Raw genomic sequence first — 14,360 nt, 5'->3', positions numbered from 1 at the left:
GGCCGACAAGGCGGCTGCAGCGCCGGCCGAGGTCGCCCCGCCGCCTGCGCCGCGGCGCGAGCCGCCGCCGCGTTTCGCCCTGCAGCTGCTGCGTGCCGGCAACTGCCTGCTGCTGACCGAACTGCCGAGCGGCGAGCCGTTCGCCAGCCGCGATCCGGCCTACCGCCTGCTCAAGGATCTGCTGCGCGCCGCCGGCCTGCCGGACAGCCCGCGGCCGCTCGGCGAGCCGATCCGCTGGCCGCTGATCCGCAACAACCCCGAGTTCGACCAGGGCCCGGCGGCGGCGCGCGACTACGTGCGCACCGTGCTGCAGGGCCAGCTGGAGCAGGAGCCGGCCGCCTGCGTGTGGCTCATCGGCACGCCGGCCGCGCGTTTCGCCGGCGAGGAAGAGGCGCCTGCGGCGTGTCGGGAAATCGACCTGGCAGGCCTGGGCCATGTCTGGACCCTGCCGGGACTGGAACAACTGATGGAAGCTCCGCCGCTGAAGGCCGAGCTGTGGCACAGCATGCGGCGCGCCATGCGTCGCTGGACGAACGAAGCATGACTGATGCGGTAAGTTTCCGGCGCATGACCGCCGACGACCTGGATGCGGTACTCAAGATCGAATACGCCGCCTTCAGCCATCCCTGGACCCGCGGCATCTTCACCGATGCCCTCAACTCCTACGAATGCTGGCTGATGTACGAGGGCAGCCAGCAGGTCGGCCACGGGGTGATCCAGCTGATCGCCGACGAGGCCCACCTGCTCAACATCACCGTCAAGCCGGAGAGCCAGGGCCGCGGCCTCGGCCTGCGCCTGCTCACCCACCTGATGCAGCGTGCCCGCGAGCGCGGCGGCAACGAGTGCTTCCTCGAGGTGCGCGCCTCCAACCAGTCGGCCTACCGCCTGTACGAGCGCTTCGGCTTCAACGAGATCGGCCGTCGCCGCGACTACTACCCGGCGGTCGGCGGGCGGGAGGATGCGCTGGTGATGGCCTGCCCGCTGTTCGACTGATCCCGCGCAGCGAGCCCGTCGCGCCACAGCGGCGGGGCCGCTGTGCTGTTTTCCGGAAAGTATTCCCATGCCCCAGCCATGTGCCGAGGTGATCGTGGTCGGTGCCGGCCTGTCCGGGCTGACGGCTGCCTGGCGTCTGGGCTGGGCCGGCAAGGACGTGCGCGTGCTGGAGGCGGCGCCGCGCATTGGCGGGCGCATCCTGACCGGCAGTTTCGCCGCTGGCCGGCTCGTCGAGCTGGGCGCCGGCGGTATCGCCCCGGGGCAGGCACGCCTGCGCCAGCTGGTCGACGAGTTGGGCCTGGTGCTGCAGGCGCCCGATCCCGCCGCCGCCAGCGCAGCGTTGCACGACGCGGCGCTGGACGCCTTGCCCTGGCAGCGTCGCTGGCAGCTGCAGCGCCTCTGGCGCCGGCTGGAGCGGCAGGCCGCCCAGCTGCCGCCCGAGCCGGCCGCCCAGCATGCGCTGGCGCGGGAGCTGGATCAGTGCAGCCTGGCCGACGCCCTGCGCCAATCCTGGCTGGGCCTGGCGGCCCGGCAGTGCTTCGCGGCGACGGCCGAGCAACTGTTCGGCGCCGGGCCGCAACAGCTGTCCCTGCTGCAGGCGCTGCTGCAGCTGCGTCGCCATGGTGGCAGCGCGGGACTGCTCGAGCTGCGTCTCGGCCTGAACCACTGGCGTCCGGCGGCCGGCATGCAGGCGATCTGTCAGGGACTGACCGCACGACTGGGCGACGACCTGATCCTCGACGCGCCGCTGCTGGCGTTGCGCCAGGATGCCCGCGGGGTCGAGCTGGTCACCTCCGGCGGCAGCTACCGCGCGCGGCGGGTGGTGCTGGCGCTGCCGGCGCTGCAGCTGGCGCGCCTCGACTTCTTTCCGGCCCTGGCCGGCCGACACGACCATGCCCTGCGCCACCTGCTGCCGCAGGCGACGCTGGAGGTTCGCCTGCGCTATGAGCGGCCGTTCTGGCGCGAGCGTCTGCCGCGGATCGAGTTGCCTGCCCGTCACGCCGGATGGCTGATCGTCGAGATGCCGCCCGTGCGCGCAGGCGAGGGCGCCCTGCGGGTGCAACTGAGCGGCGAGTGGGCGCGGCGACTGGCCGCCCTGACAGAGCCGGCGCGCGGCGTACGCCTGCTGGAGGGCCTGGCCGGGCTGCTTGGCGAGGCGGCCCGCACGCCTCTGGAGTGCCTGCTGCAGGACTGGGGCGAGGAGCCTTTCCTGCGCAGCGCCGCAGCGAACTGGCCCGCCGGCGGCTGGAGCCTGCAGGCCGCCCTGCTGCGGCGTCCGCTGGGGCGGGTGCACTTCGCCGGTGCCGATCTTGCCGCGCGCTGGCCCGGCAGTCTCGAGGGGGCGGTGGAAGCCGGCGAACGGGCGGCCGAGGAGGTCCTCGCCCTAGGCTGATCTCGCCGGCGATGGTCCGGCGCCTGGCAGCGGCTCTGGCACAGGCTTGCCAAGCGGGGCTGGGGCTACGTATGGTGCCGCGCTGGCCTGCAAGGAGTTGCCCATGTCCATCGCCCGTTCGCCCATCGCGTCGCCGTTTTCCTGCGGGAAGGGCCGGCGATGAATCTGCGTCACGGCTGGGCGGCCGGCGGGCTGGTGCTGTCCTGCCTGTGCTGGGCCGGCAATGCGCTGGTGGCGCGTGCGGTGGCCGACAGCATCCCGCCGATGGCGCTGGCGTTCTGGCGCTGGTCGCTGGCGCTGGCCATCCTGCTGCCCTTCGTCGCCCCCGCCCTGTGGCGGCAGCGGGCCGTGGTGCGCGCGGCTGGCTGGCGGCTGTGGCTGGTCGCCGGGCTGGGCATCGCCAGCTACAACTCGCTGCTCTACCACGCCGCGCACAGCACCTCGGCGATCAACATCACCCTGCTCAACACCTGCCTGCCGCTGGCCACCTTCCTCGGCGCCGGCCTGCTGCTCGGCGAATGGCCGGCGCGGCGCGCTTGGTTCGGCATGGCGGTGGCCGCCGGCGGCCTGCTGCTGCTGATCGGCCGCGGCGAGCTGGCGACCTTCCGCGCCCTCGACTTCTACCGCGGCGACCTGATCATGCTGCTGGCGGTGGCCGCCTGGGCGCTGTATTCGCTGCTGATGCGCCTGTGGGGCGCACGCCTGGGGCTGGCGCCGCTGCCGCTGCTCGGGGTGATGATCCTGTTCGGTTTGGTGCTGATGCTGCCGTTCTACCTGGCCGAGCTGGTCCGTGTCGGCGGCTTCGCGCCGACGCCGGCGACCTTCGGCGCCATCGGCTATACCGCGTTGTTCGCCTCGCTGCTCGCCTACCTGACCTGGAACCACGGCCTCAAGGTGCTCGGTGCGGCGCGCGCCTCGCTGTTCAGCTACCTGATGCCGGTGTTCGCCGCACTGCTGGCCTGGCTGCTGCTCGACGAGCGGCTGGCCTTCTACCACTGGCTGGGCGGGGTGCTGATCTTCGCCGGCCTGCTGCTGGCCACCCGTCCGGCGCCGAGCGTTCAGCGCAGCGGCGAGTAGTTGTTCTGCGCGTGGCAGGCGGCCGGATCGCGGCGCTCCCGGCACAGCCTGGCGAAGGCCACCTTGGCCCCGCGCCGGCAGTCGCGGTAGCGCAGCGAGCCGGGCTTTTCGTTCATGCACACGCTGGCATTGTCGATGCGCCCGTTGCGCTCGCGCCACTTGAAGGTGCCGCGCTCGACGGTCTGCCGGCTCTTCCAGGTCCACTTGGCCGAGCGGGTGACCGCCTTGGCCGGGGTAGGGCTGCGCTTGGGCTTTGCGATGGACGGCGGCGGTGGCAGGCGGTTGACGATTTCCCGCGGGCGGTAGTTGTTCTCGTTGAACTCGGTCTGGCGCGGCGGGGCTTCGCCGGCGGGCGTCGTGGCTCCAGCCGCCGCCGGCCCGGCGATGAGGAGCAGGGCGAGCAGAGGCCCCAGGCTGTGCCTGCAGCGGACGGTGAACGGTGGGGTGCGGTCAGTGTGCATGCGGCCTCCTGGCCTGTGCGGTACCCCCGGGTCCTTCGGGGTCCGCCCAGCGTAGCCGGCAGGGCATGGCGCAGACAAACGAAAAAAGGGCCTGCATCGCTGCAGGCCCTTTTCGGAATTTGGTGGTACGCAGACATTTGAAGTGGTTGCGTAGCCTATTGATTCTAAAGGGTTTTACATTTCATTGATTGGTTGGGCATACACATAGGCATACAAGTATGCCTCTGTGCCCTCAATCCTCGACCTGGCGGCATGCCGCTTTCTCGAGTTTTTGCAGGACTGCTTGTTCCTTGGCCAGCCATATTTTCGGCGCGGCATAGCCGACGATGAAGGACAGGGCCCACACCTTGGCGAAGGTCGCCGGAGTCTCATGAAGGGTGCCGACGAAGTACAGCCCGAAGACGAATCCCAGAATCGCACCAAGCATGAGACGAAGAGCTATCCAGGTTCCACGAGCCTTCTGCAGCTCAGGCGAAGCGAAGTGCATGATGCCCTCTTTGTTCGGAGGGCCGTCAGGGTGGATCGTTGCCATGATCGCCTGGGCAAAGCTGCCGATCACAGCCCCTGCAGTGCAGGCCACGAGCAGCGCGATGTCGTAGCCTGTAAACCCAACGATGTTGAAGTTCATCCTTCCCTATTCCTCTGTCCTGGCAAGTCTTGCGCAGGCTACCTGATCGATGCTTCGAGCTCACCTTTTCGAGGCTGGTTGCCTGCATGCCATTCCTTTGCAGGGGGGCGGAAGCGGAACCCCCTATGTGGTGACACATCTGCAAAAATTTTGCGGTCCACGCCGCCGTAGATTGACCCCATTCCGGGAAGGACCCGCACCAGGTGGCCGACAGGTGGTCAGCTGGGGCTGAGTCTTCCGCCTGCCAGCCTACTTTGCAGCACAGAGCGCCCACTTGCAGAAGGCCCCCTTCCCATTTTTCCCGGAGCTGTGAGCGTGGTTCCCCCCGTCGTTCGAGGCCTGCCTAGACTTTTGCCGCCCCCCTCCCGGTAGTCCGGTGCCAAGCCAAGGGCGTTGGGGCGTTCGTCTTGGGTGAATCGCTGGCGCACGGAATGGAATCGTCTCGCTGCGGGCACCTTCCCGTGCCGGGGCGGGGGCAGTTCTTTTCCGGTTAGGCTGTTTTTCCGGTGTTCCACGTGTTCCGGTGTTCCGCTTTTACGCAATTCATTGATTTACAAGGGCTTCACGGGCGGCACCAGCTGGAACACCGATTCTGTTCAGGCGTGTTCCAAGGTGTTCCAGGTGTTCCGCTTTCAGTGCGGTCGAAGGATCGACGAACAGGCTGCAAACCCGCGCCAGCCGTGGGCTGCAGCGTGTTTGGATGCGCGTGTGCTCATCCTCCGGGCATCGAACAGGGCGGGCGCCAGCTGTTCCACCTGCTGGATAGGCGCAGCAGATCGTCAGGGCGGCGATGGGGACCAGGCGCAGGGCACCGAGGCCGGGCAACCGGCGCGCGGGATGGCCTCGAGGTGCGGGCCAGCTGATCGGTTCGGTGCCCAGCAGCAGGAACGCCCACGGCAACCACGGACCGGCAGGCGAAGGGCGGGGCGCTGCTATGCTGAGTCGAGGAGGGCGGGAGTGTAGTGGCGGGGGGCTGCTGGTCTGGTCAGATGCCAGCCCGGCGGAGGGTTGGCGCTGGTCGCCTACTTGTTCCAGTGGCGCTTGATGGTGGGCAGGCTCACGGCCAGCTCGGCGGCGGCTTGGCTTTGGGTCAGGCCCTTGGCCTTGCAGGCCTGCACCGCCTTGGTGGTTTCCAGCGCCTCGGGGCGTCCGCCTTTCTTCGAGGTGCGGGCCAAGCCTTCCTTGGTGCGTTCCCTGATCCGGTCACGCTCGAAGGCGGCCACGGCAGCCAGCACTGTGAGTTGCAGCTTGCCGGCGGCGCTGGTCAGGTCCACGCCGTCGAGGTCGAGGTTGCCGAATTGGCTTAGCGTTCATATAGCGATCTCCGGCACCCCAGCGTCTGTCAGAAGCTGGAACAACTCGGCTACACGTCTACGCTGGCCACGTTCCCGGCAGAAAGTGAAGATAGCGCGCTGCTTTGCTCGAGAGAGTGCGACGAAGAAGGTTGCTAAGCCTTCCTGATTGCCTGGTCTGTGAGCCCACCAAGCCTGATCGTCGAGGCCTACAAAAACAATGGTGTCATATTCGAGGCCTTTACTTTTGTGCACTGTCATCAGAGGAATCTGGGCTAAGCCCTCGAAGGCATCGAGGCAAGCTGTCCAGCTTGGTGCACCCTCAGCCGATGCGGCGCAATGCAGGCGAAATGCTTCAGCCATGAGCGCTAGCAGATCCCCTGATGCGTACTCAATGTAGGACCGTTTGACTGCAGGTAAATCCAGAAACTCTAGGACTTGATCGGTGAAAGCCTCAGCATTAGCTCGTGATGGCGCATTGGCTGCCATGCTGGTGCGGAGCCTTGCAAGAAACGCAGTAAATTCATTTTCTACACGCATTTCCCCAAGTTCGTCGTCCGGCGCTATTGCCCGGATGGTTAGAAGTGCGGTAACAGCATGCCGCCAAGCAGCAGGGGCCTTGCGGTCTGCACCAAGACGGAGGAGCGCAATAGCGATTTTGGAAAACTCATCAGAGAGCAAGTCCTGCAGGGTTGTGCGACCAAGCGCATGGCTTTCGTTACGGAGCCGAAGGCCCTGTTGTGATAAGGCAGGCGCCAGGTCGGATTCGAAGTCGTCAGACTTCTGCTTTACGAGGATACAGTAGTCGCGCGGAGCACGACCTCGGGATGCCATATCGTCTACCAGCCATCGTGCAAGATATTCAGCTTCTTGTTGCTTTGTCTGAGATCTCCAAACTTGAGCCACATCGCCATCTATTTGGTTTTGTGCTTGCGCAACTGTCTGGGCCGCATTTGGGTCGAGCGCCCTAGCGACGACGTGCTGAATCTGCACAAGACCTGGGGATGAACGGAAGTTGAATAGCAGGGGGATTCGAGTGGCCGTGAAATCCGCAGCGAAGCGCTCGAAGGCATCAGGGCGTGCGCCAGCCCAAGTCATTATTCTCTGCTTATCATCGCCTACTGCGGTCACAGCAATGTCTGTGCCGCCGAATGCTGACCTAAGAAAGTCATATTGGGCATAGGTCGTGTCTTGGAACTCATCGACGAACACGAAGGGGTAAGTCATCTGAAGCGCCCGGCGGATATGTGGGTTAGTACGCAACAGAAGCTCTGCGAGACGATTTAGGCCGGTGAAGGTAATTGCTGAGCATGTTTGGTTGTTAAGCTGCTCGAGCCACCAGCGATGAATGGCAAATTCCTCTCCTGATTGCGGATGAGAGCAAGCGCTCGGGAGTTTATAGGCCCCAGCTATATGCGACTCGAAGTTTTCGACTGTGAAGCCCGCTATTGTTTTCTGCCACTCAGGCGGTGCGATCTGATGAGTACGGTAAAGAAACCCCTGTACTTGGGGGCGCTTGGGGCAAGCAATGTCGTAAGGGCGTGTGGGACGCCAATCGACGGGAATTGCCGCGTGGAAACGATCAACCAGGCTCTTCGTGAAAGCGTCGAAGGTGAGCGAAGTGAAGCGGCTGGCGAGATCGGCTGGGCAGCGCTTGCGTACGCGCGCTGCGAGGTTGTCGGCTGCGTCGCTTTTGAAGGAAATAGCCAGCACTCTGTACGGCGCAGGGCAGAGGCCGGTTTCTAGCAAGTAGACGGCTCGTTGTGCCAAAAACTCAGTCTTGCCGGCTCCTGGTCCGGCGACGACGCATGCCGAGCCAGGCTGGCGTAATGCGCACCAAGCAGCTGGCTCCAAGTCATCAATACCACGCACTTGCCAGGCTTCTGGGCGTATGAGAGGCATGGTCAGACTCCCGGCACTGGTGGCGGCTCCAAGCGGGCCACGATGGAGGCAAGAAGAGCCCGCAACTCTTCAGGTGCGCTCGCTGCCAAGACCTGGGGTGTGTGACTGCTTAGGACGCGGACATGAGTGCTTGGCTTGCCACGCCCCAAAAAGAGATAGCGATACCAGCGCAGCGAGATATCTTCATCAGCGCCATAGAGATTACCGCGACCGGCTTCCCCCAGAACTGCAGTTCTGGGATCGCCTTGAGGCGATGGCCCCTGCCGGCCAGGTTCTATTACTTGGTATGCGGCAGGGAAAGCACGCAGCATCGAATAGTCGAGGTCAAGAGGGGTACAGAAGAACACATGGAACTGGCGCAGCCAGTTAGTCCATTCTTTGATATGAGTTATGTTCTCTGCAGGTAGAGTATCGAACGCTGCCAAATTGACGGCCGGCCCAGCAGGATCGAGATACTGACCGAATATCGATTGAGGAGTAATCCCAATCTCAAGTAGTTGTGTGCAGGCTGTCTTGACTCGTCCCCAGCCGCCGCCGTCGCGGCCCCAGTCAAGATCGAGCAAGGTTGCATGAGGTATTTCGAGATCATTTAGCAAGCGCCACAAATGATTGACATGGCGTCCGCCAAGCGGAACGACCGCCACGAAGGAGCGATCAATGTCGAGCCCCATTGCCGTAGCGAGGCGAGGCAGAACCACTTCTTCAGAGGCCCCCTCACCAAGAACAGCGAAACGAGCAAAATAGAGTTCTGGGTAGGTCAGAACCGCCTCGCGTACGAACTTCGACGCCTCCTCTTGTCCCTCGGGCAAGCGGATTGGGAGCACACGCGAGGTCCGGTCAGCAGAATTAAGGCGGAAATATCTCACTTGTGCCGGATCAACTCGCGAAAGAATGCTGGCCGAATGGCTTGAGATAACCGCTTGGGCGCGTTGGCCATGTGTCAGGTCTTCTACCTGCCGGACGATGCGCGACAGATAGAAGGGTGCGAGATTGTTTTCAGGTTCTTCAATGGCGATGAGGGTTAGCGTAGGCAGCGGGACGCCACCAGGTTGGAAACCTGCGGCGACTGGATCGACACAGATTATGTTTTCGACGTCTAGGGTCGCGGCAGTCATGGCTAGGTGAAACAGTGAGCGTTGACCATCGCTGAGGTCGTCAAGCGCGCGCTCTCGACCAGCCTCATCAGGCCTAAAGACAACCTCGACTTTGCGGATAAATTCTTGGAACCGAAGATCAACGGGCTGGAATACAGGCGTAGTGTCAGTTCCGGCTGTGTGTACCTCTTGCCAACGCTGCCGTACCGCATTGGCTACCACGTCGACTGCAGCTTCTCCCCCAAAAGCGTTGTTAAGCCTTGCTCCAGCATCAGAAAATGTCTCGCGTACGCCCTCTGACCAATTGATCGCACGCCATAGGCGGCCGCGGAGGAAGGCAGTTACCTGTGAGGAGCCATCGCGCGAGGCCGGTACATAGATCATCTGGATACGCGCGCGGTCAATTGCTTTCAGCTCGATGCAGGCGTCTTCGGTGAAGTCGCCGAATGTACGGACGGCCCAGTATTTCTGCTCGATGATGCCGTCGAGCGAGCCGTCATCGGTCCAGGTTGCTTCGAGCCGCCAGCGACACTTCAGCCGACCTGCCTCATCGGCAGCCATTTGCTGGAAAAACTCGGGGATGGCGGCCGTCTCACCACCGTCAACGTCCAATTCGGGAAAGGCAAGAACGGCCTCGATGACAAAATGACGCTGCTGGGGTGTGACCACTTCAGTTGCAGGAATATGAAAGTCTTGCCGGCGAATACGGCGCTGTTCGTTGGTTACACCGAACAGTCGTTGTAGCGCCTGCATTACGGCCGTTTTGCCCGCGCCATTGGCTCCGACGAATGCGGTAAGACCAGGCGTCAGGTCGATTGGCGTCGCTTCTGCCCCGAAGCAACGAAAATTTGTGAGTGAGAGCCGCTCAATGAACATCGTGAGCACCCTCCATGAAGCTGGTCCAGATTGCTTGCATGACTTCCCTGCCTGATTCGTGACTGCTTTAGAGATAAAGCAGGCAATGAAGCTACTACAGGGACCGAGCAGCGAAAAGCCACTGGCATCACTCCAGCGGCTCTAACACCCCAAGATCATTGGGGGAAAAGGTGACGGATTCCCTTTTCACCCCGTATCGTCCGGTCCTGGCCGATTTCTGGCCATCACTACAGATCGCTTTGGGCGAATGCGGTCAGTTGCGAGCGGGGCTGTTAGCGGAAATCCACAGACAGTATGGGAAAGATGAGCTCTACTAGGCTTGCAGGCGTTGAGCGGCGTGGACGCTGAGTGATGGGCACGATGCAGGCTGTTCAGGCCGGAGAGCCCAACCGCCGGCCAACGCCGGCGGCAGCTCTCCCCTCAAGCCACCTCAGCCAATCGCGCCCCTCCCGAACCATCGGCATTCAGCGCCGCCGCGCTCACCAAGTAGCACCTCGTCTTCCCCATCCCAGGCAGCCGCTCGGAGCAGGCGGCCTTGCCGTCCGTGCCGGGCGTCAGGATGCCCCGGGCCAGTAGCACCTTGTTGACGTTGGCCACGTTGTAGCCCTTCCAGACCTCGGAGGCCCACACGGCGGCCAGCACGTAGTAGTCCGTCGTGGTGAACAGCGCATCGCCCACGCCGTGCTCGATGGTGCGGCGGAAGCCCAGGCGGTCGGTGGTGCGTGGGGCGTGGTCGTCGGTCTTGACGGCGATGGCGTCCCAGCGGGTGAAGCGGCTTTCGCCGAAACGCTCGATGATGGCTCGCAGGTGGGTGATGATGGCCTCCTCCTCAAGGTTGCCGGCGCCGCCCCGGGCGTCGAGCCAAGCCTTGAAGCAGGTCCGCGCGGCGTTCCAGGCGGTCAGTTCGGGCCAGCCCGTGACGCCCAGGCGGGTGGCCAGCTCGCCGGCCGTGGCGACCAGGGCGAAGCGTGCGGCCACGCGCCGGGCCTGGCCGGCGGCGTCGGAGGGCAGCAGCCTGGCGGTGAAGTGGTCCGTCACCCGTGCCAGCTCCTCGGAGACTTTGGGCAGCGGCTTCGACTCCAGCATGGCCCGCAGGTAGGCGAGCAGCGCCGTGCCGTAGAACCTGCCGGCGTTGCTGGTCAGGGTTTCGGCCAACTCGCCGGCGTCGGGGAAGCCGTGTAGCTCCTCGAACAGCCCCAGGCCTTTGCCGGCGTCGGCAGGGATGCCGACCATCCGCACTTCCATGCCTGCCTTGAGTTCCTTGCCGCCCTCGGCCATGTGCTGGGCGAGGGTCTTTTCCCCGGTGGAGAGGAACAGCAGTCGCCAGCTGTAGGCCTGCTTGGTCACGGAGCCCCGGTCGTTCGCGCGGGTCTTGCCGGTGCCGTTGCCGAGCATGTACACGGTGTCGCCGATCACCCGGGCGTCGCACTGGTGGATCTCGTCGAGCACCAGCAGCCCGTCCGAGTGGGCGGCGGCCGTGCCTTCCAGGGCGTTGTCCGTGCTGCGCCAGGTGCGCAGCATGCGCGGCCCGCCGTAGACCGAGGCGGCCGCCTTGAGGTGCGTTGTCTTGCCGCCCGAGCTGTCGCCGTACAGGTGGAAGCCGCCGGACTCGGCGCCCAGCAGATGCAGTAGGGGGCCGGCAAAGGCGGTGCTCATCACGAAGGCCAGCCGGTGGTTGCCCACGCAGTAGCGGGCGAGCCCCTGCTGCCAGTCTTCGAGGGTGCCGGCCTGCTCGATGGGCGGCAGCGCGGCGCCGGCTTCGTAGAAGTGCAGGTGTTCGGCCGCACTGCCCAACTGCTCGCCGGGCAGCAGGTAGGCGTCGCCGTGCCAGCCCAGGCGGTTGACCAGGCGGGCGCGCTCGGGGCTGTCGTAGGCTTGCAGGTAGCTCTGCAGGTTGTCCTTGCAGTTGCGCGCCTTGCGCCCCTGCGCGAGCCGCAGGCCCATGCTCACCAGCGGGCCGACCACTTCCTTGCCGAACTCGCCGGCCATCGCCTGTGCCGGGATGTTGAGGCGCTTTTTCGCCCCGTCCGGATCGTCGAACTCCACCAGCAGGCCCCAGTTGTGGCCCTTGTCGTCGCGGGTGCGCGCCAGAATGTCGAGGCGCGAGCAGACCGGCACCGGGGCGCCGTCGTCGCCGCAGTAGAACACTCCGGCATTCGTGACGCGAAAGCCCGCCTGCGGCTCGCCGGCGCCGTTGTCGGTGTTGCCCTTGGGCTGGGCCGGCTGGCGTTTGCTGCCGCTGGTGGGCCTGCTGGTGGTCTTGGTGGCTGCCGGTACTGCTGCACTATCGGCGTGTGGCGCTGGTGCGGCCGCCGGCGCCGGCGTGTACAGCTCGCCGGACTGCAGCAGCTGGGCCATGTGCTCGGCCGTCCAGCCTCTGGCCAGCGCGTCGGCCGCATCGTCGCCTTCGTGCCATTCGCCGCCCTCCTCGAGCACGGCGGCGCCGTCGACCACAGCCGGCTGCCAGTTGAACACGTCGAGCGACAGCAGGCGCACGGAAGCAGCGCCGAGCTGGCGCAGGCGCTCGGCAATCGCCTGCATGCAGGCGAGGCCGCCCTTGTCGTTGTCCGGCCACAGCAGCACGTCGCGTCCGGCCAGCGGGGCGAAGTCGGCCTTCTGCCAGGACTGCGCGCCGTTGGGCCAGCAGGTGGCCACGTGGTCGGGCAGCAGCACGGCGGCCGCGTCGGCGGACTTCTCGCCTTCGCAGAGCACCACGGGCGCCCCGGGGCGTTGTGCCAGCTCCTCGAGGCGCAGCAGCGGCCGAGGCTCGGGCAGGCCCGCCCAGCGCCATTGCGTGACGCCGCTGGCGTTGCGGCACCAGGTCAGCGGGGCGAATTCCTTGCGCGGCTTGCCCCCGGCGTCCGGCTCCAGGTCGAAGCGGTAGAGCACCATCAGCGGCTGGCCTTGGGCGTCCTTGTAGACCCAGACCTTCGAGGGCTTGCCGTTCTTGCGGTGGGTCTTGAACACCTTGGCCATCGCCTCGGGCGGGATCGGCAGCACCGGCGCCCAGGTCGGCGCCTTGGCCAGCTCGGCGTTACCGGCCGGCGCCGGGCTGGTGCCGGCGGTCACGCCCAGGAAGGCGGCCAGCGTGTTGCAGGCGTCCACGTCGCTGCCGCCGTCCAGGTAGTGCACCAGGTCGATCAGGTCGCCGCCCTTGTCGCCGGTGGCGAAGTCGCACCAGGTGCCGCGGCGCAGGTTCACCTTGAGCGAGCCGGCGTGCTTGTCGGCCCGGGTCGGGTTGGGCGCGGTGTATTCCTTGTTGCCGTCCACGCGCTTGCCGCCGGGCAGCCAGTGCGCCAAGACGCGGTCGATCGCGCGCAGGGCGGCGGCCTTCACCTCGGCGAAGGTGGGGTGCTTGGGTTGGCGTTGTTCGGTCATGCGTCAGCTCCTTGCAGGCCCTGCACCAGTGCCGCGCGAATTTCGACCAGCTCGCCCAGCAGGCCGTCGAAGGCCCCGGTTACGCCGGAGGTCGTGAGTTCGTTGATGCCCTTGCAGCCGAGGACGCCGAGTATTTCCGCCAGCGTTTCGGCTCTCTCCAGGTGCAGGGTGGCCGTGTCGTAGGCGGCCATGGAGAGGGTGGCGACGGGGGCGGCTGCTTTGGTGGTCGGTGTCGCCGGTGTCGCCGGTGTCAGCGATGAGCCGTTGTCGACGGCGTTGCATTGGGCGATGGCGCGTTCGGCGTGGGCGTCCAGCGTGTCGGCCCACTCCATGGCGAGGTTGGCGCCGATACGTGCCAGCGGTTGCACGTCCTGCCCGCCCAGCTTGCGGATGGCCTCGAACAGCCCGTGCAGTTGCTGCAGCACCTCGCCGGCGCCGTGCAATGTGTCGGCGGTGCTCAACAGCTCGCCGCGCAGAGGGCTGGGGGCTTGCTGCTGCGCTGCCGGAGGGATACGGCTGAGGTTCGGCGCCTTGCCAGCTTGTGCGCGCGGTGCGGCCTTGATCGGCGTGGCGGCAGTCATACGGCACCCCCTGCCAGGCCTTGGCCCGGCTCGCGCCAGTCGCGCAGGATGCAGGCGCGGTGAGGGTCGCCCAGTTCGCGGGCCAGCCACAGGGCGGCCGTTTCCGCCCGGGCTTGGGTGCGCACGACCAGATGCACGCGGAACACGCCCCAGCGGCTGGTGCCGCCTTCGTCGGGCAGTTGGCCGGTGCCGATTTCGTCCACGCCGATAGCGAGGGTGGTGGCCACCGCTTCGGCCAGTTCGAGCGGCAACGGCTCGGGCAGGACGCCGAGCAGTTCGGCAACGTAGAGGTTCTGGTGCATGGCTTGCTCATCCTTGGGCAGATCGAGGGCGCCGCGCTGGCGCCGTTGGGTTGTGGCGGGCTGGCAGAGTCGAAGGCCGGTCATGGCTGCAGCTCCCGCTGTGCGTCGAACTCGCGGACGGCGGCGCCGGCGAGGTCTTCGGCCAGCCGCTGCCATTCGGCATAGGCCTTGCGCCACTCCGGGCTGGTGGCGCGCAGCTCGAACAGGCGGCGATAGGCGGTACTGGCAGCGCGCAGTGTGTCCAGGTGCCGGGCCGGGAGGATCAGGGCGGGGGCTTCCGACAGCTCGTCATGGGCGCGGCGGGCTTTCTCCGGGCAAGCCGGGGCCTTCGCCGCCTTCTGGCAGCGTTTTTGATTGCTCATCGGTTATTCCCCCAGCAGGTC

At 65.8% G+C, this 14,360-nt stretch carries 12 protein-coding genes and 1 pseudogene; 4 read left to right on the top strand and 9 right to left on the bottom strand.

Annotated elements, in window-relative coordinates; genetic code table 11:
* From E5198_RS21535 to E5198_RS12000, 4 genes and pseudogenes are all read left to right on the top strand, one after another.
* Window positions 1-544: pseudogene (locus tag E5198_RS21535) on the top strand (energy transducer TonB); the annotation flags it as partial.
* On the top strand, window positions 541-993 hold the full coding sequence (rimI, locus tag E5198_RS12010; RefSeq protein WP_136490228.1) for a ribosomal protein S18-alanine N-acetyltransferase: 453 nt from the start codon (window positions 541-543) through the stop codon (window positions 991-993). The pseudogene E5198_RS21535 and the gene rimI, both read left to right, overlap by 4 nt.
* A gap of 67 nt (window positions 994-1,060) precedes the next feature.
* Window positions 1,061-2,386 carry an NAD(P)/FAD-dependent oxidoreductase gene (locus tag E5198_RS12005; protein WP_136490227.1) on the top strand — a complete coding sequence of 442 codons (1,326 nt, stop codon included), beginning with the start codon at window positions 1,061-1,063 and terminating at the stop codon, window positions 2,384-2,386.
* Between the two features lie 159 nt (window positions 2,387-2,545).
* On the top strand, window positions 2,546-3,463 hold the full coding sequence (locus E5198_RS12000; protein ID WP_136490226.1) for a DMT family transporter: 918 nt from the start codon (window positions 2,546-2,548) through the stop codon (window positions 3,461-3,463).
* Here E5198_RS12000 and E5198_RS11995 read toward each other — a convergent pair.
* The 9 genes from E5198_RS11995 to E5198_RS11955 form a co-directional block, all read right to left on the bottom strand.
* Window positions 3,445-3,924, bottom strand: coding sequence for a hypothetical protein (locus E5198_RS11995; protein ID WP_136490225.1), 480 nt, complete (start codon window positions 3,922-3,924; stop codon window positions 3,445-3,447). The genes E5198_RS12000 and E5198_RS11995 overlap by 19 nt on opposite strands.
* 232 nt (window positions 3,925-4,156) lie before the next feature.
* Window positions 4,157-4,552, bottom strand: a complete 396-nt coding sequence (locus tag E5198_RS11990; RefSeq protein ID WP_136490224.1) for a hypothetical protein — start codon at window positions 4,550-4,552, stop codon at window positions 4,157-4,159.
* Between the two features lie 1,022 nt (window positions 4,553-5,574).
* A complete protein-coding gene (locus E5198_RS11985; protein ID WP_136490223.1) occupies window positions 5,575-5,826 on the bottom strand; it encodes a recombinase family protein in 252 nt (83 codons plus the stop codon).
* Window positions 5,827-5,862: 36 nt separating this feature from the next.
* Entirely contained in the window at window positions 5,863-7,746 is a 1,884-nt protein-coding gene (locus tag E5198_RS11980; protein WP_136490222.1) for a UvrD-helicase domain-containing protein, read from the bottom strand.
* 2 nt (window positions 7,747-7,748) lie between these two features.
* Window positions 7,749-9,716 carry an ATP-dependent endonuclease gene (locus E5198_RS11975; RefSeq protein WP_136490221.1) on the bottom strand — a complete coding sequence of 656 codons (1,968 nt, stop codon included), beginning with the start codon at window positions 9,714-9,716 and terminating at the stop codon, window positions 7,749-7,751.
* A 420-nt stretch (window positions 9,717-10,136) separates the two neighbouring features.
* The gene (locus E5198_RS11970; protein WP_136490220.1) at window positions 10,137-13,094 is read right to left on the bottom strand and encodes a DUF927 domain-containing protein; all 2,958 of its coding nucleotides are present in this window, start codon (window positions 13,092-13,094) and stop codon (window positions 10,137-10,139) included.
* A complete protein-coding gene (locus tag E5198_RS11965; RefSeq protein WP_136490219.1) occupies window positions 13,091-13,675 on the bottom strand; it encodes a hypothetical protein in 585 nt (194 codons plus the stop codon). The genes E5198_RS11970 and E5198_RS11965 overlap by 4 nt, the downstream gene beginning before the upstream one ends.
* Window positions 13,672-13,977 carry a hypothetical protein gene (locus E5198_RS11960; RefSeq protein WP_136490218.1) on the bottom strand — a complete coding sequence of 102 codons (306 nt, stop codon included), beginning with the start codon at window positions 13,975-13,977 and terminating at the stop codon, window positions 13,672-13,674. The genes E5198_RS11965 and E5198_RS11960 overlap by 4 nt, the downstream gene beginning before the upstream one ends.
* An 80-nt stretch (window positions 13,978-14,057) precedes the next feature.
* Entirely contained in the window at window positions 14,058-14,339 is a 282-nt protein-coding gene (locus E5198_RS11955) for a hypothetical protein (RefSeq protein WP_136490217.1), read from the bottom strand.
* Window positions 14,340-14,360 lie beyond the last annotated feature (21 nt).

This window comes from Pseudomonas sp. A-1, from assembly GCF_004801855.1.
GTDB lineage: Bacteria > Pseudomonadota > Gammaproteobacteria > Pseudomonadales > Pseudomonadaceae > Geopseudomonas.
The sequence above is the reverse complement of the archived record's forward strand: the minus strand, read 5'-3'. Positions and strand labels throughout refer to the sequence as shown.